The organism is Bradyrhizobium archetypum, from assembly GCF_013114835.1.
GTDB lineage: Bacteria > Pseudomonadota > Alphaproteobacteria > Rhizobiales > Xanthobacteraceae > Bradyrhizobium > Bradyrhizobium archetypum.
Genome location: NZ_JAAVLW010000002.1, coordinates 577,191 through 595,109 on the forward strand (window position 1 = coordinate 577,191; position 17,919 = coordinate 595,109).

Below are 17,919 nucleotides of genomic sequence, written 5' to 3' on the forward strand. Positions count from 1 at the left end.
TCATTTGTAGATGCTGGCGTCGCTGAGGCCATGCTTGCGGCACAGATCGGCAACCGACACGCCGGCCTCATGCTCCTTCAAAATCCCGATGATTCTGCTCTTCCGAAAAGCGGCTGCGCTTCATGCTCTGGTCCTTGTTGTGGGCCAGAACGAACTTCAAACTGGATTAAGCCCGTGGGGCAAGGTCAATGGACTTCGACCGTCGAACGGGCTTGCCAACCTGCGCAAGGTCATCGAGATGCAACGCGATCAGATCGGCGAAGATGCGCGGCTGCTCATGGGCACGGGAGCGTCGAATTGGAACGCCTCGATCAATCGAGCGCTCCGCTTTAAATGCCCACTCTTCGGCATCACGGCGTCGGATAAAGGTGTTCGCGACGTACTGGCGTTTTCTTCTGACCTGAACGCGCCAACTACCAGACTTCAGCTTTGTAAAGGTCGGCATTTGCGTGTGCACTCCGTCGCGAATTCGTGTGCGCTACGTGTGCACCGGGAGATCAAATGCGGTACAAACGTGTGCAATTTTGGCTAGTTTGGAGTGCACACGTGTGCACTTGTTCCTGATCTAGTCCATTGAAGGGATAGGATAAGTAATTGGAATATCAAGAGTATCGCTTTTCTGTGGCTCCGATGATGGATTGGAACGAGAGTTCAGATGTTTCAATCGGTTAGGAGGCGGCGTGTGCACGACGTGTGCACCGGGAGATCAAGAAAAATCTTGCGACAGCCAATATGAGCGGGTCCTCATTGGGCAGGGCATGTGAATTTGGGCGACCTGCGCGACGAAGATTCGCCAGGCCAGGGGGCTAGATGTGTCCGGACGAGCGACCGCTGTTGTCGGAGGCGAAGAGCGTCGCCTCTTTTGCCCAGCTCCGATGGTTCAACTTGAAACAAAGAATCGCGGAAGCGGGAGTTGGTAGCGCTCCACTGACTCGAACTATCGAGGGGTGAGCAACTCATCGCTTAGCACAAGCCGTCGCATCGGAGCGCTCGTGTGATTAAGTCGAGGTTCCCTTCGCTTGGCGAGATGACGGCGGTGTTGGGCTACACTGGTTAAACCTAGACTAACGCTTGTCATCGACCGCCAGGTTCATCGACGGTCCTTTGTCCAAATTATCTCATTCCGACGCACAAAGAAGTGGCTTTTGCATCCCTTTAATCGCCAAATCGACGGGTGAAGCGTTGCTGAGCGGCTCTCGTCGTAACTCAACGCCCATCTCGGGTCGTCGTTCTGAATCAAGCTTAGTTGAATGACGGTGCGGCAGCCGCACGGGCAGATGAAAGCAGCCGACCAGGGCTGCGTAGGCGAACCAATTAGATAGAGCTTGTTCGGCTCTAGTGAGTCAGGCAAATCTTCCACCTCGACCGGTACTACGAACTGTCTCAGTCCGATCCATTGCCGAAGCTTCCGCCAAAGCCAATTCATGCTGCCTCGTTGATCGAACTGAGTTCCGCCCAGTCCAACAACGGTTGGACGTCGCCGCGACCGGCATGACGAGCAAGCATTTGACACATCGGCCCTTCATGCTCGTGCTCGTAGATACCATGACTAAGGCTCATCCGATGAACAGCGAACGATTCATTCGGATCATCTCTGAAAGGATGGAGTCTGGCCAAGAGCTCGCTAATTGCTAGGCTGGCGATGATGCCATTCAATTGGACAACCGCGGGGCGATCTTCGCGCACACCCTTGATATAGCCGTCTTTCAGGAGCGACCGGTAAGTCTCCGGGTCCGTTCTGTATAAACCTGCGGCACGAACCTGTTCCATATTGTAGACGCCGCGGCTGAAAAGACTAGACCCGCCCGGCTGGACGTAGTGCACGCTACCGCAAACCTGGTCGACGCCGCCAAAGCCGTCGGCATCTATCCGAACACCCAAGTCGAAGTACGGTAGCAGGTAGAACGTGCTCAGCTTATTCAGTAGATGTCGCGCATCGACCGTGTCAACGCAACCGAACACGATATCGCATTCGGCAACTGCCTTTACGGCCTGCTCCGTGAAAAGGTTATTCTCCAGCGCGAGTACCTGAGTTCCTAATCCCATCCTCTCCACGGCAGCTTTAGCGACAGAGACCTTGCTCGCGCGCGCCAATGCGTCGCTCATACCGCTATTTAGCACGCGGTTTAGGTTTTTTTCTTCGATATGGTCCGGATCCACGAGTACTAAGGCGCCGACGCAATTGCGCGCGAGTTGCTCGATCACATGGCTTCCAGTCCCTGAGCAACCGACTACGGCAATCTTGAGCTTTCGTAGACTGTCATAAGTACGTGCTCCAAAAGTCTGGGAAATTCGATAACCATAGTCGGGCAGATTATGATTTGACGCGGCTTGATGCCAAAACATCAAATCGTCGCCTACCACGTTGATTGAGGTGAGATCAACGAATTCACCAGCCTCATCGACCGCGCGTCCAAACATGCGTCCATCATCGAGGACGACCGCGCTCGCGTGAGGAAGGCCATCCCCGATCCATGCGTGTATGGAAGGGAAAAGAGCTTTGTCTGACATGTCGTCAACGTCCGAAAACCGATCGTATCCACGATGTCCATGGATCTTGACAATTGCAAGCCGACGCTTGTCTGCCTCATGGATGAGAGGAACGAGGATATCTGTCGGCCAGGTTACTCTATCAGGTGCTCTAACCGTGCAGCATTCATAGGGCACCAAGACTAGTTGCTGAACAAGCAACCGGTGCCGCTGATCGCCCTCGCATCGGCCACAAAGAGCGATCGCTACCGCCTCACAGCCGTCGTCGGGAAACAGGTGGCGCATCAATTCGCCATGCTGCGAGCTGGTCAAGGTCAGGCTGACGAGCATCTTAGTTCAGGCCTTATTCAGTTCACGGGCGAGCCAACTTTCGACGAGAGCAAAATGGGTGGAAATGTTGTCAATGCCTGGTCGCCAGGGGTTAGCGGGCGTGCGATGTCTACTCCAACGCTGCCAAGTCTTACCGTCGAATGGGTCGTCACAAATCGCAGCAATCGCACGGCCATCGTTTCGACAGAGCCTTGGATGGAAGTAGACCATATCGATCTGCGCGTCAGGATAACCAGGTTCGATTCTCACATTTACGTCCACCTTCGATACCTGGTAGCCAGGCGGAATCGGAAGGTCGTAGATGACGACCCGCAGGACGCCGCCCTCCGATACCAGTTCGTATTCTAGGCCGGAGTTTTCGAGCCAAGCCGCATCGTCGGTGGGAAGCGAAAATTGCCGACGCGATGCGAGGCCTTCAGTCTGGTCGAGAGGAAGCGTGACGAAACGCTCGACACCTGGCTTACGAAGATCGACGTGTTGGTCGAGCCCGATTCGGATCGGCTGTCCACCTCCCTGCGTTTTTTCGTAGATGGCAAACTGCTCGGCAGGAGCTTTTCCGGCGAGCTTCAACAGGTCGCGACCGGTGGGCGTGGGATTATTGAGTTCAAATACCGATTTATCGATCTGAACCTTGTAGATCTCTGGCTTTTCCCTTTTAGAATCAGTATCTTGCGCAACTCTCTGGGAGGGGTCGTCTGGTGACATTGCGAAAACTCCGATGGATTGGGGGGCTTCACTGCCGTTTGCGGCTCAGCCTCGGTGTCTCGGACAAGGAAATAATTTTTTGTTGTTCGCGTCCGAGAGGCGAACGCTCGCCCGCATAGTACAAAGACTCATGAGCAAGACGCGACGTGATCCAGACGAGACGGCTACACCAGCGGAGGTTGCAGATGCCCTACGCACGATGACTAGTGCCGATAGGGTGCGGCTTGAGCGATTTGCGCGGTTGCGTTCAGCAGGGCTTCCAGGTTGGGAATGGGAAGATCTCTTGCATGAAGCTATTGATCGAGCGCTGAGTGGATTGCGGAAATGGCCTCGATCGATATCCATGGTTGAGTTTATGTGCGGGACAATACGAAGCATCTCTGGTGATATTTGGCGAGAGGGGAGGCAAAAGGTTAATGTGAGCGTGACGCCGATCGGTCCCGATATGGACTCCGAAATCGATGTACACGATCAGCGTCCCGGTCCCGAAAGGGAGGTAATTGCTCGCAGCATGTTAACAGGCATTTTTCGTGCGTTCGAAGATGATAGTGATGCGCTTGCCGTTCTGAAGGGGTTAGCAGATGCGCTCGGTCCGGAAGAAATCCAAAGGCGCAGCGACATGAATGCAAGACGCTATGCGAGCGCCCAGAAGCGAATACGGAGACGAATCTCCAGGATACTCGAGGAGCAAGGAAATTGAGCGACAACTACGCGCAACTAGATAGGATTTTGTCTGGCGTCGAAGGTAGTGTTGTGGCCGCCAAAGATGCCGAAATCCTGTCGGGAAGAGGGGCGGGCGAGGCTGCTAAGAAGGTCCGTGCTTTGATAGAGACGCGTTTGGCGATCCACCAAGAAAAGCTTGTTACGCCAATACCGTCAAACGCGGGTGATCGCCGTCTGCTCCTCGAGATATTGATGAGAAATACATCAACCATGCCTCGCGAGGTGCGAATGGCGTATGGAGCCGGCAAGAGGTTAAGCAACCAGGAAGTCTCGGTTCTCCTGCGAAAGCTCGTGCAGCGAGGCTTCTTCTCATCTTCGAAGAAGAAGTAATTCTTTCCGACACCGTCGTTCGCAAGGAGCGTGAGCAGTGACTTCCGAGGTCGTCGTGATGAACAGCTTGGCTGTCGCGCTTGCCGCGGACAGTGCAGCGACGGTTACTAACGGCCGAGATAACAAAGTCTACAACTCCGCGAACAAGCTCTTTATGTTGTCCAAGCACCACCCTGTAGGAGTGATGGTGTACAACAACTCCTCGCTACTTGGGATACCGTGGGAAACCATCCTGAAAATGTTCAGGCAGGAACTAGGAACCAAGGAGTACGATCGATTGGAGGAGTACGGTGAGGCGCTGATCGCCTTCCTAGACAAAAATGACTATCTGTTCCCGGAGGAAGCTCAGCATCGCTCCTACATTGGCTTGGTCGAGACCCTCTACGAAGGCATCAACACCGCCATCACGCAACAAATCGAAGAGCATGTGCTTCGAATGCCGCGAGGAGCTTCGTTTAGTGAAGTGGAGCTGACAGAAATTGCGAAGCGCGTGATCTTCGAATCTCTTGAGGAGTGGCGTTCGAAGAAGAATGCTACTTGCTTCTTAGGCGAAGGTGGAGATGTCGGCAGAGTATTGGCTGGAAAGTTATCCGGAGAGATTCAGCAATCCATAGCAAAGGTATTCGGGCAGTTTTCCGCCTCCATCGGCTCCGAGGCAACGAACGCTCTGCGCGAGATCGCGATCTTGCTCGTGTCAAAGGACGACATTTTAATCGAGTCCCACTCTGGTCTCGTCGTCGCCGGATTTGGTCGAAAGGACTACTTCCCGGCAATGCAGATGTACGAGCTGGGAGAAGTTTATTCGGGGCGGCTGAAGCATCGGAAGGCTGCAGTCGAACGTATCAGTGCTGAAACTCCTTCGCTGGTGAAGCCATTTGCGCATTCGGAGATGGTGGACACCTTCTTGCGAGGGGTAAACTCGGTGTTCGAATTGCGTATGATTGAGGAATTTGTGAATCTCGTCGTTCGGCTACCCAATGAGGTGATTGACGCGATCTCCGATCTCTCAGATGAGCAAAAGTCGAAGTGGAAAGACCACATTTTGCCGACGGCGGCCGAGCCAATTGGTGCGTTTGTTCGGGAACTTGAGAAGCAAAGGATTGAACGTCACCGTGGTCCGATCCTTCAGGCGATCATAAATCTGCCGATCGATGAGCTGGCGCACGTGGCTCAATCGCTCGTGAATTTGAATTCTTTCCAAAAGCGAATGTCGCTTGGTCCAGAGACTGTTGGTGGGCCAGTCGATGTAGCGGTGATTTCTAAGGGTGACGGATTTATCTGGATCGAGCGCAAGCACTACTTCAAACCAGAACTCAATCCGCACTACTTCAGCAATTTCCAGAGATCTAAGGAGCAACGGGTCGACGTTTCAGAGGGAGCAACGGATGCCTGATTCGGATGAGAGCGGTAACGGTAAGGTCGCAGCGCAGGTAGAAGCTATAATGGAAAAGATACTGCACGATCACCCCCATTTAAGATCTGCGCGTGAAGCGGCGCGCCGAGATGAGGAGCCTGGTCACGACTTCTCTCACGAGTTCTTGCGGGAATTTCGGAAGCGGTTGCAGAGTTGAAAGGGTCCAGAATGGAAAAGAAAACTTCGCCCAAGCGCGGCCAGGCGTCAGGTTGGAAGTCGAGTGGCGGCGCAGACGTAAAGACGTTTGCGAAGGCAGCCAAGACGTTCAGCGGTAAAGCAACGCTAACGAAGGGTGCCGCGCGCAAAACGCTGATCGATTTGGGGATTAGCACGAAAGCAGGTAAGCTTACGAAGCGGTATCGGTAGAGATCTGTGCACACGTTGGCGACGTCGTTCGTTCTGGGCTATCACGGTTGCGGCGCTTCCGTGGCGGGTAGATTAGTCGGCGGCACGGACTTCAAGAAGAGTACGAACAAATACGACTGGTTGGGACCCGGGATTTACTTCTGGGAGTCCAATCCAGTCCGGGGGATACAGTTCGCCGAAGAGCTGCGATCTACTAAGCGGGGGCGAAAGAGAATACGCAAACCCGCTGTGGTAGGGGCAGCTATCGATCTCGGGCTTTGCCTTGATCTAACGACGGCTGCGGGTATCGCACAGCTTAAGATAGCCTACAATGAGCTGGTGTCGATATCAAAGAAGGCCAACTTCGCATTGCCTCGCAACCACAGCGATGGGCTACGGCGCAACCTCGACTGCGCTGTAATTGAAATGTTTCATCGCATTCGAAAGGAAAGTGGCGTGGATCCTGTCGATTCGGTTCGAGGCATATTCATTGAAGGTGATCGTGTGTACCCAACGTCAGGGTTTTTCGAGAAGACGCATGTCCAAATCTGTGTTTGCAATCCTGATATGATCAAAGGTGTGTTTCGGGTTCCAGATCGACACCTGAAGGGTTGACGTGTGGTCACCGGCCTTTGGGTTGACCGCAATGAGAGCGGCGGATTTTGTCGCGGGCAGCTTATGGCGCAAACGGACCATCCTTGATCGGCCTCGATCTTCTGGGCTGTAATTAGCTCAAATTGGCTCATGATGGATTGGAGTGAGAGTTCAAGTCTTTCAGTCACATAGAAGGTCGCGTGTGCGCGACGTGTGCACCGGGAGATCAAGGAAAATCCTATGGCAGCCAGCGTTGTCAAGGCGGGCTGAATGGATTGACCGGCGTCGCCGAATGCAGGGAGAGATCGCTCTTTCAAAGATCTCAGTGGGTCCCTCGGAGTTTGCGTTGCTGTTCGACGGAGCCGTTGTCGGCACTTGCTAGCGGCGGGTGTTGATAGCCCGCCATCACGAACGGCAAGCTGCTGGGCTAAAGCTTCGGTTGTCTGCGTTGCAAACGCTATTTGGCCAGTTTCCAGGGTAACAGTGTTTAGCTCGTGTCATGAGATGGTGCGGTAGCTTCTTCGACGGCCGGTTCACGTTTCGTGTGCCAGAGATCGGAAGCTAGCTGAGTGGCCATCTCGCCCCATGCCGAACGCGAAGGCCGCTGCACAGTGACCGCAGGTGGCTGCCGGGCGGAGATAAAGCAAATATGTTCAACGAACCTCCCAAGTTCGATCCACGCGAACGACGTTTTCCTGGTGAAACAGGAGGACCGCGTCCGCTCGCGAGAAGAGCGACCATGCCCCACTGGGCTGCCGTAGCACCTAGTGGGACTGCGTGGTGCTTTCGGCGGCTACGAATTCGACGCTGTGGGCTTGCCCAATGTCTCGTGCGCGAACCGCAGGTGCTACTCTTGGATGAGCCGACCAGCGCGCTGGACATGCATCGCCAGCTTGAAGCGATGCGGCAGGTGCGCAGCCTTGCGCATGACGACGGCATGCTCGTGCTGATCGCGCTGCACCATCTCGACCTCGCGCTGAAATTCGCCGACAAGGTCGCTATCCTTTACAATGGAACGTTGCACGATTTCGGCACGGCGGCTGGCGTCCTGACGCCGGAAAACCTTGCCGCAACCTTTCGCATTAGGGCACGTGTCGAATCCTGCTCGCAGGGCAAGCCACATTTGATCGTCGACGACGCGATCTGACGCCTCACGCGTCGGGGGCTGGCTGGCCTCAGAAGTCCGGTTCATTCCTACTACGGCAGGCCCTCCTTAAAATGTTCATTGGCGCACGTGCAGCGACAGAGGAATCGCGGAGCATTTACGGCGCGCGCTCGCCAGGGAATCTCGCTCGGAATTGGCGGTATCGGGCAACGATAGGATTGTAGTTCCAGAATCCTTGCGCGCTTACGCATTTGCTTACGCGCTAATTAGGTCAGGTTGAGAAGAAGTCCGGGGGTGTCGAAATCCGTTTCGCTACTAATCGACACCGCCCTTTTGATTGCCGCTCCTCCATAATGACGTCAAGCGCGGCGGTGATGCCAGATGCATCGCGAATGGCGATGTGCCCAGCGACATTTCTGAGGAGTTGGCTCATATGGCTAGGAGTTCCCTGTGGAGGATATTGCCGCATTGCGGACGGCTTTGGCGATCACGCGCGCCCGGCGGCTATACTATTTTCACGGAAATAGTATAACGGGGCGATGAAGAATATCGGTAACGCCTCTCCGTTGCGCCCATGGTGGATTGGAGCGAGAGTTTAGGTTTTTCAATAAGGTAGATGGCCGCGTGTGCACGATGTGTGCACCGGGAGATCAAGAAAAATCTCATCACAGCCAACGTGAGCAGACGTTGTGGGTGCACCGCCTCGGTCGTCAGATGAGCACAACCACTTTTTTGAGGGCTGGGAAGTAGGTGAGTGCTGACGATGAGCCTCAGTTGAGGGAGGTGGCAAACGTCATTCCTTCACCGCGCATTCGGACAACTTCGCTGATCCAGCTGAGAACGAACAGCTCTTGTAGTGTGGCTAGGCTAGGTAGCGCTTCCCCGCTACTAACGATCTGATCTTCCCCCGAAAAAAGTGGACAGGTTAAGCAGCTTTTAGCTCCATCTCGATCGGGGCGATATATCCGATTGCGGAATGGAGGCGGGTTCGGTTGTAGAAGCCCTCGATGAAGGCGAAGATATCGCGCTGGGCCTCGGCGCGCGTGGTGTAGTTGCAATGATATGAGCTCTGCCTTCAACGTATGGAAGAAGCTCTCCATCGGGGCATTGTCGTAGCAATCGGCCTTGCGGCTCATCGAAGCGGTTATGCCGGCGCCCGAGAGAGCGTCGCGATAGGCGTGTGAGGCATACTGCACGCCGCGATCGGAGTGGTGGATCAGTCCGGCCTGCGGCCGTTGCTGCTGGATGGCCATCGTCAGCGCCGCGGATGCAAGTTCGACCTGCATATGATCCCGCATGGCCCAGCCAACGATCTTTCGGCTGAAGAGATCCATGACGGCCGCCAGATACAGCCAACCCTCCGCGGTCGGGATGTAGGTGATATCGGCGAGCCAGACCCGGTTCGGGGCTGGGGCCGTGAAGTCGCGTGCGATCAGGTTCGGCGCGATCGGCAGGTCGTGACGGCTATCGGTGGTGCGCACACGGCGCGGCAGTGCCATGATGGCGCGGATACCGTGCCGGCGCATCATCCGCTCGATCCGGCCGCGGCTGGCGCCACGGCCCTGCGTCCGCAGGACGGCATGGACGCGGGGGCTGCCGCAGCGTCCGCTGCTGTCTCGACAGGCCTGCCGGATCGCAGCCAAGAGCGTGGCATTGGATTTTGTCCGCTCGCTCGCTCGGCGCTCGCGCCAGGCATAGTAGCCGGCCGGCGAGACCTCGAGCACGGCGCACATCAATCGTACCGGATAGGCGTCGCGGTGGTCCTCGATGAAGCGGAAGCTCATGTCCGGGTTCCGGCGAAGATCGCGATCGACTTTTTTAAAATGTCGCGCTCCATGCGCAGCCGTTCGGTTCTCCTGGCGCAGCCGGGCGATCTCCGAAGCCTGGTCCGCCGACATTGGCGTCGCCTGCGTGGTGGGGCGCCACGCCGCCGATGCCGGCTCCTGGCGGAACTTGTCGACCCAGCGCCGCAGAGTCGCGCAGGCCGAGCTCCTTGGCCACCGACGTGACCGAACGACGGCTCGACACCACCAGTTCGACGGCTTGACGCTTGTACTCTTCGGTAAACGACCGACGTTGACGTTCCATTCGACACCTCCGGGCTCAATGAGCCTACTACAGGTGTCCACTCATTCGGAGGAGCTTCATAAGCGACTTGGATTGCTCGACCATACGTTTGAAGCAGCCGTTGTGAGGTTTCCTAGCTGCTTCGAAGACATCACTCTTACCTACGCCAAAGCTAGGCTTGCTGGCATTCTCGACTAGAGGATTCAAACCTCGAATACGAGGACCCATTTCGGGGCAACTGGATAAGTGAGGCGCAGTGCAAGGAGAGCTGAAGAACGTTTTGCCCGATCATACGTATCGGTTGAGGCAAGCGTTTCATGCTGCGCTGGGGACGTCTTCCTTGTCCGCTCCCCGCATGACAATCTTCAGCGCATCGTCCGGCAACGGCCGCTGCAGCGCCTTCGCTTCGTCCCACAGCGCCCTCATCCAAACATCACGCTCATGATCGGTTCTCAGGATGACGGGCATGGCCGTCGGATGGATCGGCTCAACGACCGCGTTCGGCGTCGTGGTCAAGAAGCCGTAGAAATTGTGCGGTCCCGGCACCGGCTTCGACTTCGTCCCACGATAGCCCTTGAACTCGGTCCAGATGCCCGCGAAGCAGGTCAGCGGCCGGTCATCGTTGATTGCGAACCAGACCACGTCCTTCTTTTTGGTTTCTGGGTTCGGCTCCGGCGAATACTCAGCGAAGCTGTTGAACGGCACTAGGCAACGGCTTTCCGCCTTCAGCCAACCCCGCCAATGCGGCCTTTGCTGAGGTTATATCTCCAATTGCAATTCGAAGTTGGCGTTCTTACCTCGCTAGCATCGCTCGCGTCCTACTCTCTGGACCGACAGATTACTAGGGTCGCCGTGGCTACTAATGAATTTTTGTAAATCCGCGATGTCCTTGTCGCTCGCGAGCACGAACGCCTTTTCGAATTCCCTCAGAAAACGGGTCTCCATCTGCGACTCGATGATCGCCTTCATTGCATGGAGTAACTGTTCAGAGGTAACAGGATGGTTTCTTAAAGCCTTGTCCTCAGCGCTCACAGGCATGGGAAGTCTCCTCTTGCAAATTATCGCCCGACGCCGCGCAGTTCACGCGCGATATCACCTAGATCGCTGTTCTGTTTGATGACGCGCTGACGCGCGATATGTTCCTCCGCGATTTCAATCTGGCTATTCCGCGCCACGGCTTTACTGGTGTTTTCGGGCGGAAGGGTGAGCACAATAATGACGGAGTGTTTGTCTTCGCGGATACCCGTTGCCGTGATCCCGGCCCTCGCAACTTCGAAGTTCGATCCCAACGGGCTGATCTCAAAAGCTGGATTAATACTGCCCGAGAACCGTGTTACGAACTGAATGTTATCCGAGAGCGCGGGGGGAGTATTGTCTTTGCCGGTCAAATTGCCGGACTGATTCAAGTCTAGGAATGTTCCCGTCATTTCGGCGAGGTTGAGATTTCCTGTGATTGGATAAATGTAATTGGCTGCGTAAACATCCTGCTTTCGGATGTCCCACTTCACGCAGAAATCCTGTTCGTCCTTTTCCACAACAAGCTTTATGAAGTTATCGGATATTCGGAAAGTCCGCGTATTGTGCCGTTCCCGGTTATTCTCTCCCGTCAAGCTAATCCCGAACGTACCGCGCGTAATTGCTTTGCCAACATTGGCGGTGGCCAATAGATTGTTGTTCTCGGTAATGTCGAAGGTGAAGTCGTAAGTGATAAGCGCGCCATCATACCTTTCGATTACCTTTTTCATATCTGGGCCAAGCTTGTCCCTCTGGTCGTACATCTCCTTGAACAAGCCGGGTCGGCGCTGCCCGAAAGGCGGGATATGACCGAGGTTCCGGGCTACTAGCGCGCGGTCGATATAGGTAATGATCGCTTCGCGCATCTCGCATCGGATGCGCCGAACAATGTCCCACGTGTCATACTTTGCGCCCGCAACGTCCTGAGGCAGCGGCCTAATTGAACAGCCGCCGGTTAGCGCAAAAACTAAGAAAGCAAAAAAAAGACGACGCATGGAGGCGTGCCTAAAAGTCTTAATTGGTAATCCGCGCAAAGTACGGAGGACAACCAGTTTACAGAGTGCAACCAGAGAGTCTGTATCCGGACAGCAACAACCACTCGAATTCTCGGATAAGTGCAGTGCTGTGAAGAGCAATCGCAAAGCGTCAAGCCCGCAAATCGATGCCCATGGCTCTTAGCGGAGGTGACGTCCGGTCCGGCCTAAGTCCGCCTCGCGAATAACAGCGGATACCCCCAAAAACCTTTTTGTCTCAACCGCTTGGACAGCATACTTTCGACAGTCAGACGATGTGCTCCCCGCGCGGGCCTGCGCGATTTCCTTGGATACAGAGCGATATCTAGCAACCTCTCTATTCTCGCGGTTGATAGCTGTGTGCGTTTTCATCGGGTTCGCTGCTGCTCAAGTCGCGACCAAGATTGCCGGTGAACACGCTGCGGCACCCGCTTCGCACCAGCGAAACCGGTAGTCCACGCGGCTGCGCCCGCCGGGCGCGGTGCGAGACCGAACGTCAAAAGGGTGTGGCAGCGAAAACGGCCACTTCGCGAACTCGTCAGCGATGGCCGCCCGGACTTCCATCTGGTTGCCTGCTCGTGTCCGCCGGGGACAGAGGGCGCCAACAGTCGCAAACTCGGTCGTCGCTACGGCGCGCTGCAGGTGAACGGTGTGGATGTGTGGGATCGATCTTGGTCCGCGAGGGTTTGGCAGTTCTTTTCACGTGCGGCGCTACGAGCTGTCCAACGCTGCCGCGTCCATGGTGCTGATACAGGCGGGACCACTCTAGCGGTTTGGTCTGAAGCTGTTCAGTGGACAGCGATCTTTGCCGAGCGGCAGGTAGAAGCCGTCCTGCTAAACAGCCCAGCGTTTCTCAACGTTGACGCAAGTGCCGCTCGCGTCTGCTGCGGCAGCACAACCAATTTCATCGGCCGTCATCGTCGGATCACTCGCGTTCTGTCTTCGGCTTGCTCAATATCATCTCTCATCTTAATGTTTCGGATGTTAGGGTCAGGAAACGTCATAACTTGGGGCGTAAGAGAAGAATGCCGATGCAACTAATTGGACTTTCGTCTACTTCGCGGACCGTACTGGAGAAGGAGATACAAGAAGTATTTGAAAGGGACTATGACAAACTCGAGCCCGGGCTTAAGCATGTTGGCTCGTTTATCGCGACGAGCGTAGGGATTATGGACTCATTGGCTCTGGACGACGAGGGGAACCCTGTCATCGTTGAGTTCAAGCGCGAAGGTGGCTCCTCTTATGAAGCTCTGATCCAAGCTATGGACTACGCAGTTTGGTGTAGCGAAAGCTCATCATGGTTGGAAAAGACCGTTCGTACCTTAGGCCACACAAAGCCTATCACCGAAAACATCCGCATCATCGTTGTTGCTGCTGCGTTCGACGAGCGCATAAAGAGAGCTGCTCGTAGTTTAGAATTCGACGTGCAGTTGATCTCATATGCCATGCATGAAGATACCGACAAGACCTTGCTTGTTCCGAGAATTGAGATCGACACGGCTGGTACCCTTTCTACAAAGGAGACGCAGCCACCAAAGAGTAAGGAACAGCATTTAAAGAAGCTCTCGGAACAGCTGGCGAACTTGTACGCTAAGTACGAGGATGCTTTGAAAAAGCTCCCGAATGTCTCGGTGAACTATCAGCCGCAAAACTATATCGGTTTTCAGTACAAGAGACAGAATTTTGTGGCCGTTTTTCCTAAACGGGAGTGGATACGGCTCGACTTCAGGCTGACCTCCGAAGAGGCTCGCACTCCTGGCTTCGTGGAGATGTCGGGAGGCTGGGGTTACTTTCATCTGACGCCCTCAACGTTCGACCAAGCAATGCAAATCACTGATACGGTTTACAAGAAAGTGGCCGAAGGTGGTTGACCACTGATGGACGTCCATTCCAACTGAAGTCAGATCCCCTTATCCCCACGGGTTCAGGCGCGTCCCTCAGCGCTGAGCTGAAGCGGTCTTTCGATAAGTATCTATCATCGCAGGTGTAACGTCATGGGCGTAGCAGAGCGGTGCCGCGCCGCCCGGTCGAGAATAGGCGCTCCGCGAACCGCACGCTCTGCCGTTGCGCATGGTGTCGCCAGGACAAGCGCACGGTCTGCCAGTTGCGTGATATTGGTCCCGACTTGCCTTGATCAGGATCGCAGCTATAGCCGCGGCAGTCAGTACGATCTCGGCCTTGCGCTTGATCTCAGGCGGTGCGGGCTTTTCGGGGGCGTGGGCGGTCGCGACCTTCTCGGGTTGGGCTCTGACGCCGGAGACCGGATTGCTAGTAGCGTTTGAGGTCGCGGCCGCTGCGATAGGAGGTGATGCAGGGCTTGCGAAAGCAACGGGCTTGGCCACGTGAGGCTGCGGCTGCGTGGCCGCCGCAACTGGTGCATTATTCACGGGACTGCTGTGGCGGCCTACAGTGTAAGCCCCTAGCGCCGTGACACTCAGCAGAATGAGCAGCCCTTTTGCCCGCATCGTCGCATTCAATAACAGGCGAGAAGGCAGACGGTGTTGGGTCGCCTCGGACTGTGGACCTGTAACATGCAAGGACTGCCGGACCGCATTCAATACGCCCCGAGGGAGGGCGCGACCTATGAGGCACCGATTGACGTTCTCATTCCTGCGCTGATGCGCCTGCGCAAGTGTGAAGACAGCCTGAAGACCTTAGTGCTCGTCGACTCGTTGCCGGACATCATTCTACCAGCGCTTGCCTGGGCGGCATCAAGCAAGAGGTACATTCCGCCTATCGCGGTCCAAACGTTAGTGAAGTACTGCGGACAGGAGTATCTAAAGCGGTGCCTGGGAAAACAGCGAGCGCGGGAGCTGTCGGAGCGATACGCAAAGGCCGAAATTCTGTCAGGACTGTGAGAGTAAGAATCTTTGTCATCTCACCCACCTTCGCGAACAATCGCAACGCGTCGTTACATGGGGTTTTGCCCGTCCACGTCGACCGATTACCCATGTGTAGATCGCTTGGTTAGACGCCCAGACGGCAAGTTCGTTCTGATCGAAAGCTCGGATCGGCCGGGCGATCCTGAAGCCGAAATTCCATACAGTCTCTCAGCCGTATTTATGTGGCTGAGAGAGTTTTCGTGGCAGATCGAACGCACGGTGATTCACGGACGCGAGAGCACCGCTTGACCGACAAACCTATACGCGACGACCCAAATCGTCTCATGGAGCTGGTAGTCACTCGGCATGTGTGGGGCTGGGGACTATCTCCTGAACAGATGCAAGAGAAGCTTGCCGCTGCGCTCGATGAAGATCGTCGCCACCTTGTTGCCGTCCGTCGAAAGGAAGACGGACGGCTAGCAGTTGAGTTTAGTCCTGAACTGGGCGACGTGGGGCGCGCCTTCATCGAAGCCTCGAAGGCCGCTCCCACCAATCTACCTAGCTGAATACCCAAACGGTACGCTAAAGGTCCTGGTGTAGCCGTCACCTACGTACATCGACATAATTCGAGAGCCCGGCGGAGCGGGGAAAGCAATGCCACCCTCATCCGATATATCGAGAGTTTGACCGTCGAACGAAATTGACGGCATCAGCCGGGACGATTCGTTCGGGAAACAAAACGGGGGAAAGGCGACCAACCTGTTTATAACCTCGATTGTTCGAGCGTCAGGGTCTTCTGCCACTCGGCTCCCATCGAAGGCGCCGCACACTCGCGAGATGTTTTGTCCAACTTCAGATGCATATAGGTAAAGCGATGCAAAAATTCGACGGAGTTCGACACTGAACGAGAACGCTTGGCGCTTTTTATGGATTTCTGGATTCGGCTCAATCGCAGCACCTCTCACCTGGTAGATCGCAAATCCAGGGACTACAAAGGCAACTAACGCGGCTTCAACGTAGTGAATCCGGTTGTGGTTGTGCTTGAGTTTGTTGCATGGGATGGAGACCCTTTTCCGCAGCGCGCTCGCACCCGAAATCTTTATAGGCCGTTTCGGATCGGCGCTAAGGCTCTTCGACGTGCAATCGTCGACATTTTCGACGAACTCTGTCGCTCGATAATACAGATTTCGCGTTGCCTCCATCAGCGCTGTTTGGCGATCACTTGCAGTTTTCGGTGGGACTCCGTTGGGCGAAGGAACTGCGTTGCGCACAGCTTCTATACCCCGGAAGCACGTGTCAAAAGCGGATATGACTTCCGACCATGAATGATTGAACGTGCTTATGGGGTGTGGCAGCTCATCTCGCAGATGGAATTTTTCCTGGTATCGCTTCAATTGGGCAAAACAGGGCGGCTTGAATCCGTTTCCATCAGCGGCGCTTAACGATATTGCTTTCAAAGCCGCTTCTGCCTACCCGACCCGAATCCATTCATCGAGTTCTTCGGGAATGCCCATGTCGGAGGGATTGCCCGCAGAGGGCCAATGGCACGTACCGTTAGCCAGTTCCTCCGCCGCCGAAGCTGGTGAGGCATAGTGCCCTAATGGCTCGCCATCGAACACCAGAGCATAACCTTTTGGTGTCGGTACAATTTGAGCCTGTCCAGCGCGCGTTCTATAGACCCACTTCACCATTTGTAGCTTCCGCACTTAGCCCGAATACGTGTTGAATCGCCCGTGCCTCACGCCGCGAATATACCCGCGCGAAACCTGCGCTTCCATCTCCTGTTCTAGAAATTCATTCGCAATCAACAGCGCCTTCACGGCCTCGCGCGCGTCACCCCCGCAAGCTGCTATTGCCTGATCGGCAGCCGCTTCCAATGCCTGCGCGTTTTTGGTTTGCAGGTTGGGAGCGACAGCTTCAGACATGGGGAAATCCAAACAGCGGGCTAGGAAATGTTCGCATTTCGTTCTAAACGAGTCAAGATTGCCGAAAGGGCTCGAAGGAGGCAGGCGATGACAGATCAGGCGCACCAATCAAGCGTTCAAGCGTGGCGCGAAGCCAGAGACAAGATGCGTCCTGGTTCCAAGGAGTGGAAAGATGCCGATGCCGAGCTAAAGAAAGCTGAGGCAGAGCAGCGGAAATGAAAGGCGAGGCTTAATTGAATTGAGGGGTGACGGTGGAAACTTCAAAATGGATCATGGCGGTTTTGGCCGTGGCGGTCTTCGTTACGCTGGCAAACGCCGCGATGTTGGTTCGCCAGATTGTAGCTCCCGCCCGCCCCGTCTATGTCGCAAAGGAGCTACAAAAAGACCGTGAGTTCAAGAAAGCGGTAGAGAATATCGCGGAAGGTGTAGCTCAGAGTCAGGACTACGTAGATGAAAGTGACGTGACCTCCATCGTTGAGAGATGCAGGGCGATTGTTGGAGGTCACCTAAAATGCAATTAAGCAGCAGCGCTCTGCTGATTCTCATGGCATTTTGCACTGTCGCCTTCGCTGATGACTTAAGCGGTCAGGTGAGCGTCATTGATGGCGACACGCTCGAAATTCACGGCACGCGCATTCGGTTGTGGGGCATCGATGCCCCCGAAAGCTCGCAGCTCTGCCGGGGTGAGGACAGCCTGCCTTATCGTTGCGGAACGAAGGCAGCCAATGAGCTGGACGCCTTCATAGCTCGGCGGCCGGTTAGCTGTACGCCTGTCAGCCTGGACGCCTATGGGCGCACAGTGGCAAAGTGCTCAGTTGATGGCGTCGATTTGGCCGAATGGCTAGTGGACAGTGGGCTTGCGTTTGATTGGCCGAAATACTCTAAGGGGAAGTACGAAAAGGCGCAGCGCAAGGCGAATCATATCGGGCGCGGCGTATGGGCGGGAAGCTACGTTGCTCCTTGGTTCTATAGGGCATGCGTCAATCAGGGCGGAAAGCCGAGCGACTGCTCGGACGACGCCAACGCACACCCATAAAGTGTT

Annotated in this window: 20 protein-coding genes and 2 pseudogenes; 11 read left to right on the plus strand and 11 right to left on the minus strand. The window is 55.4% G+C overall.

What is annotated here, in order from left to right; genetic code table 11:
* Positions 1–60 (minus strand): hypothetical protein, encoded by a 60-nt coding sequence (locus HCN50_RS35050; RefSeq protein WP_311967567.1) that lies wholly within the window; start codon positions 58–60, stop codon positions 1–3.
* Between the two features lie 28 nt (positions 61–88).
* Here HCN50_RS35050 and HCN50_RS35055 point away from each other — a divergent pair, with 28 nt between their 5' ends.
* Positions 89–532: a hypothetical protein gene (locus HCN50_RS35055; RefSeq protein ID WP_171708911.1), complete on the plus strand. Its 444-nt coding sequence runs from the start codon at positions 89–91 to the stop codon at positions 530–532.
* Between the two features lie 558 nt (positions 533–1,090).
* On the opposite strand, the gene HCN50_RS34725 is transcribed toward HCN50_RS35055, so the two are convergent.
* The 3 genes from HCN50_RS34725 to HCN50_RS07165 are packed head-to-tail and all read right to left on the minus strand — an operon-like array spanning position 1,091 to position 3,525.
* Positions 1,091–1,426 carry a ubiquitination-like system serine protease family protein gene (locus HCN50_RS34725; RefSeq protein ID WP_376700258.1) on the minus strand — a complete coding sequence of 112 codons (336 nt, stop codon included), beginning with the start codon at positions 1,424–1,426 and terminating at the stop codon, positions 1,091–1,093.
* Positions 1,423–2,820: a ThiF family adenylyltransferase gene (locus HCN50_RS07160; RefSeq protein ID WP_171708912.1), complete on the minus strand. Its 1,398-nt coding sequence runs from the start codon at positions 2,818–2,820 to the stop codon at positions 1,423–1,425. The genes HCN50_RS34725 and HCN50_RS07160 overlap by 4 nt, the downstream gene beginning before the upstream one ends.
* 6 nt (positions 2,821–2,826) lie before the next feature.
* Positions 2,827–3,525, minus strand: a complete 699-nt coding sequence (locus HCN50_RS07165) for a multiubiquitin domain-containing protein (protein ID WP_210264803.1) — start codon at positions 3,523–3,525, stop codon at positions 2,827–2,829.
* A gap of 130 nt (positions 3,526–3,655) precedes the next feature.
* Here HCN50_RS07165 and HCN50_RS33040 point away from each other — a divergent pair, with 130 nt between their 5' ends.
* The 4 genes from HCN50_RS33040 (at position 3,656) to HCN50_RS07185 (ending at position 8,078) form a co-directional block, all read left to right on the plus strand.
* Positions 3,656–4,225 carry a hypothetical protein gene (locus HCN50_RS33040; protein ID WP_210264804.1) on the plus strand — a complete coding sequence of 190 codons (570 nt, stop codon included), beginning with the start codon at positions 3,656–3,658 and terminating at the stop codon, positions 4,223–4,225.
* The gene (locus tag HCN50_RS07175; RefSeq protein ID WP_171708914.1) at positions 4,222–4,578 is read left to right on the plus strand and encodes a hypothetical protein; all 357 of its coding nucleotides are present in this window, start codon (positions 4,222–4,224) and stop codon (positions 4,576–4,578) included. The genes HCN50_RS33040 and HCN50_RS07175 overlap by 4 nt, the downstream gene beginning before the upstream one ends.
* Positions 4,579–4,615: 37 nt before the next feature.
* Positions 4,616–5,971: a hypothetical protein gene (locus HCN50_RS07180; protein ID WP_171708915.1), complete on the plus strand. Its 1,356-nt coding sequence runs from the start codon at positions 4,616–4,618 to the stop codon at positions 5,969–5,971.
* Positions 5,972–7,784: 1,813 nt separating this feature from the next.
* A complete protein-coding gene (locus HCN50_RS07185; protein ID WP_210264805.1) occupies positions 7,785–8,078 on the plus strand; it encodes an ATP-binding cassette domain-containing protein in 294 nt (97 codons plus the stop codon).
* Positions 8,079–8,806: 728 nt separating this feature from the next.
* On the opposite strand, the gene HCN50_RS07190 is transcribed toward HCN50_RS07185, so the two are convergent.
* The 5 genes and pseudogenes from HCN50_RS07190 to HCN50_RS07205 all read right to left on the minus strand — a co-directional run bounded on the left by HCN50_RS07190 (position 8,807) and on the right by HCN50_RS07205 (position 12,112).
* Positions 8,807–10,009, minus strand: coding sequence for an IS3 family transposase (locus HCN50_RS07190; protein ID WP_446471642.1), 1,203 nt, complete (start codon positions 10,007–10,009; stop codon positions 8,807–8,809).
* A gap of 49 nt (positions 10,010–10,058) precedes the next feature.
* A pseudogene (locus tag HCN50_RS34995) lies at positions 10,059–10,124 on the minus strand (hypothetical protein); the annotation flags it as partial.
* Positions 10,125–10,418: 294 nt separating this feature from the next.
* Positions 10,419–10,850: pseudogene (locus HCN50_RS07195) on the minus strand (SOS response-associated peptidase family protein); the annotation flags it as partial.
* Positions 10,851–10,904: 54 nt separating this feature from the next.
* Complete coding sequence (locus HCN50_RS07200; RefSeq protein WP_171708916.1) at positions 10,905–11,141, minus strand: hypothetical protein; 237 nt, start codon at positions 11,139–11,141, stop codon at positions 10,905–10,907.
* A 20-nt stretch (positions 11,142–11,161) separates the two neighbouring features.
* Positions 11,162–12,112, minus strand: coding sequence for a Y4kA family protein (locus HCN50_RS07205; RefSeq protein WP_171708917.1), 951 nt, complete (start codon positions 12,110–12,112; stop codon positions 11,162–11,164).
* A 1,049-nt stretch (positions 12,113–13,161) separates the two neighbouring features.
* Between HCN50_RS07205 and HCN50_RS07210 the strand changes: the two genes are divergently transcribed.
* The 3 genes from HCN50_RS07210 (at position 13,162) to HCN50_RS07220 (ending at position 15,518) form a co-directional block, all read left to right on the plus strand.
* Positions 13,162–14,001 (plus strand): DUF5655 domain-containing protein, encoded by an 840-nt coding sequence (locus HCN50_RS07210; protein WP_171708918.1) that lies wholly within the window; start codon positions 13,162–13,164, stop codon positions 13,999–14,001.
* Between the two features lie 660 nt (positions 14,002–14,661).
* Positions 14,662–14,988: a hypothetical protein gene (locus HCN50_RS07215; protein WP_171708919.1), complete on the plus strand. Its 327-nt coding sequence runs from the start codon at positions 14,662–14,664 to the stop codon at positions 14,986–14,988.
* A gap of 269 nt (positions 14,989–15,257) precedes the next feature.
* Positions 15,258–15,518, plus strand: a complete 261-nt coding sequence (locus HCN50_RS07220) for a hypothetical protein (RefSeq protein ID WP_171708920.1) — start codon at positions 15,258–15,260, stop codon at positions 15,516–15,518.
* 903 nt (positions 15,519–16,421) lie between these two features.
* On the opposite strand, the gene HCN50_RS07225 is transcribed toward HCN50_RS07220, so the two are convergent.
* Both HCN50_RS07225 and HCN50_RS07230 read right to left on the minus strand, forming a co-directional pair.
* Positions 16,422–16,643 carry a hypothetical protein gene (locus HCN50_RS07225; protein ID WP_171708921.1) on the minus strand — a complete coding sequence of 74 codons (222 nt, stop codon included), beginning with the start codon at positions 16,641–16,643 and terminating at the stop codon, positions 16,422–16,424.
* A gap of 15 nt (positions 16,644–16,658) precedes the next feature.
* Entirely contained in the window at positions 16,659–16,877 is a 219-nt protein-coding gene (locus HCN50_RS07230; protein WP_171708922.1) for a hypothetical protein, read from the minus strand.
* A gap of 87 nt (positions 16,878–16,964) precedes the next feature.
* Between HCN50_RS07230 and HCN50_RS34205 the strand changes: the two genes are divergently transcribed.
* The 3 genes from HCN50_RS34205 to HCN50_RS07240 are packed head-to-tail and all read left to right on the plus strand — an operon-like array spanning position 16,965 to position 17,913.
* Positions 16,965–17,096, plus strand: a complete 132-nt coding sequence (locus HCN50_RS34205) for a hypothetical protein (protein ID WP_283812054.1) — start codon at positions 16,965–16,967, stop codon at positions 17,094–17,096.
* A 32-nt stretch (positions 17,097–17,128) separates the two neighbouring features.
* On the plus strand, positions 17,129–17,398 hold the full coding sequence (locus HCN50_RS07235; protein ID WP_171708923.1) for a hypothetical protein: 270 nt from the start codon (positions 17,129–17,131) through the stop codon (positions 17,396–17,398).
* Positions 17,389–17,913 carry a thermonuclease family protein gene (locus tag HCN50_RS07240; RefSeq protein WP_171708924.1) on the plus strand — a complete coding sequence of 175 codons (525 nt, stop codon included), beginning with the start codon at positions 17,389–17,391 and terminating at the stop codon, positions 17,911–17,913. The genes HCN50_RS07235 and HCN50_RS07240 overlap by 10 nt, the downstream gene beginning before the upstream one ends.
* Positions 17,914–17,919: the final 6 nt, after the last annotated feature.

Bases quoted from the DNA above. Each gene is read 5' to 3' on its own strand.
- HCN50_RS35055 (WP_171708911.1), top strand. From the start codon at position 89: ATGATTCTGCTCTTCCGAAAAGCGGCTGCGCTTCATGCTCTGGTCCTT.
- HCN50_RS34725 (WP_376700258.1), bottom strand. From the start codon at position 1,426: ATGAATTGGCTTTGGCGGAAGCTTCGGCAATGGATCGGACTGAGACAG.
- HCN50_RS07160 (WP_171708912.1), bottom strand. From the start codon at position 2,820: ATGCTCGTCAGCCTGACCTTGACCAGCTCGCAGCATGGCGAATTGATG.
- HCN50_RS07165 (WP_210264803.1), bottom strand. From the start codon at position 3,525: ATGTCACCAGACGACCCCTCCCAGAGAGTTGCGCAAGATACTGATTCT.
- HCN50_RS33040 (WP_210264804.1), top strand. From the start codon at position 3,656: ATGAGCAAGACGCGACGTGATCCAGACGAGACGGCTACACCAGCGGAG.
- HCN50_RS07200 (WP_171708916.1), bottom strand. From the start codon at position 11,141: ATGCCTGTGAGCGCTGAGGACAAGGCTTTAAGAAACCATCCTGTTACC.
- HCN50_RS07205 (WP_171708917.1), bottom strand. From the start codon at position 12,112: ATGCGTCGTCTTTTTTTTGCTTTCTTAGTTTTTGCGCTAACCGGCGGC.
- HCN50_RS07210 (WP_171708918.1), top strand. From the start codon at position 13,162: ATGCAACTAATTGGACTTTCGTCTACTTCGCGGACCGTACTGGAGAAG.
- HCN50_RS07215 (WP_171708919.1), top strand. From the start codon at position 14,662: ATGCAAGGACTGCCGGACCGCATTCAATACGCCCCGAGGGAGGGCGCG.
- HCN50_RS07225 (WP_171708921.1), bottom strand. From the start codon at position 16,643: ATGGTGAAGTGGGTCTATAGAACGCGCGCTGGACAGGCTCAAATTGTA.
- HCN50_RS07230 (WP_171708922.1), bottom strand. From the start codon at position 16,877: ATGTCTGAAGCTGTCGCTCCCAACCTGCAAACCAAAAACGCGCAGGCA.
- HCN50_RS34205 (WP_283812054.1), top strand. From the start codon at position 16,965: ATGACAGATCAGGCGCACCAATCAAGCGTTCAAGCGTGGCGCGAAGCC.
- HCN50_RS07240 (WP_171708924.1), top strand. From the start codon at position 17,389: ATGCAATTAAGCAGCAGCGCTCTGCTGATTCTCATGGCATTTTGCACT.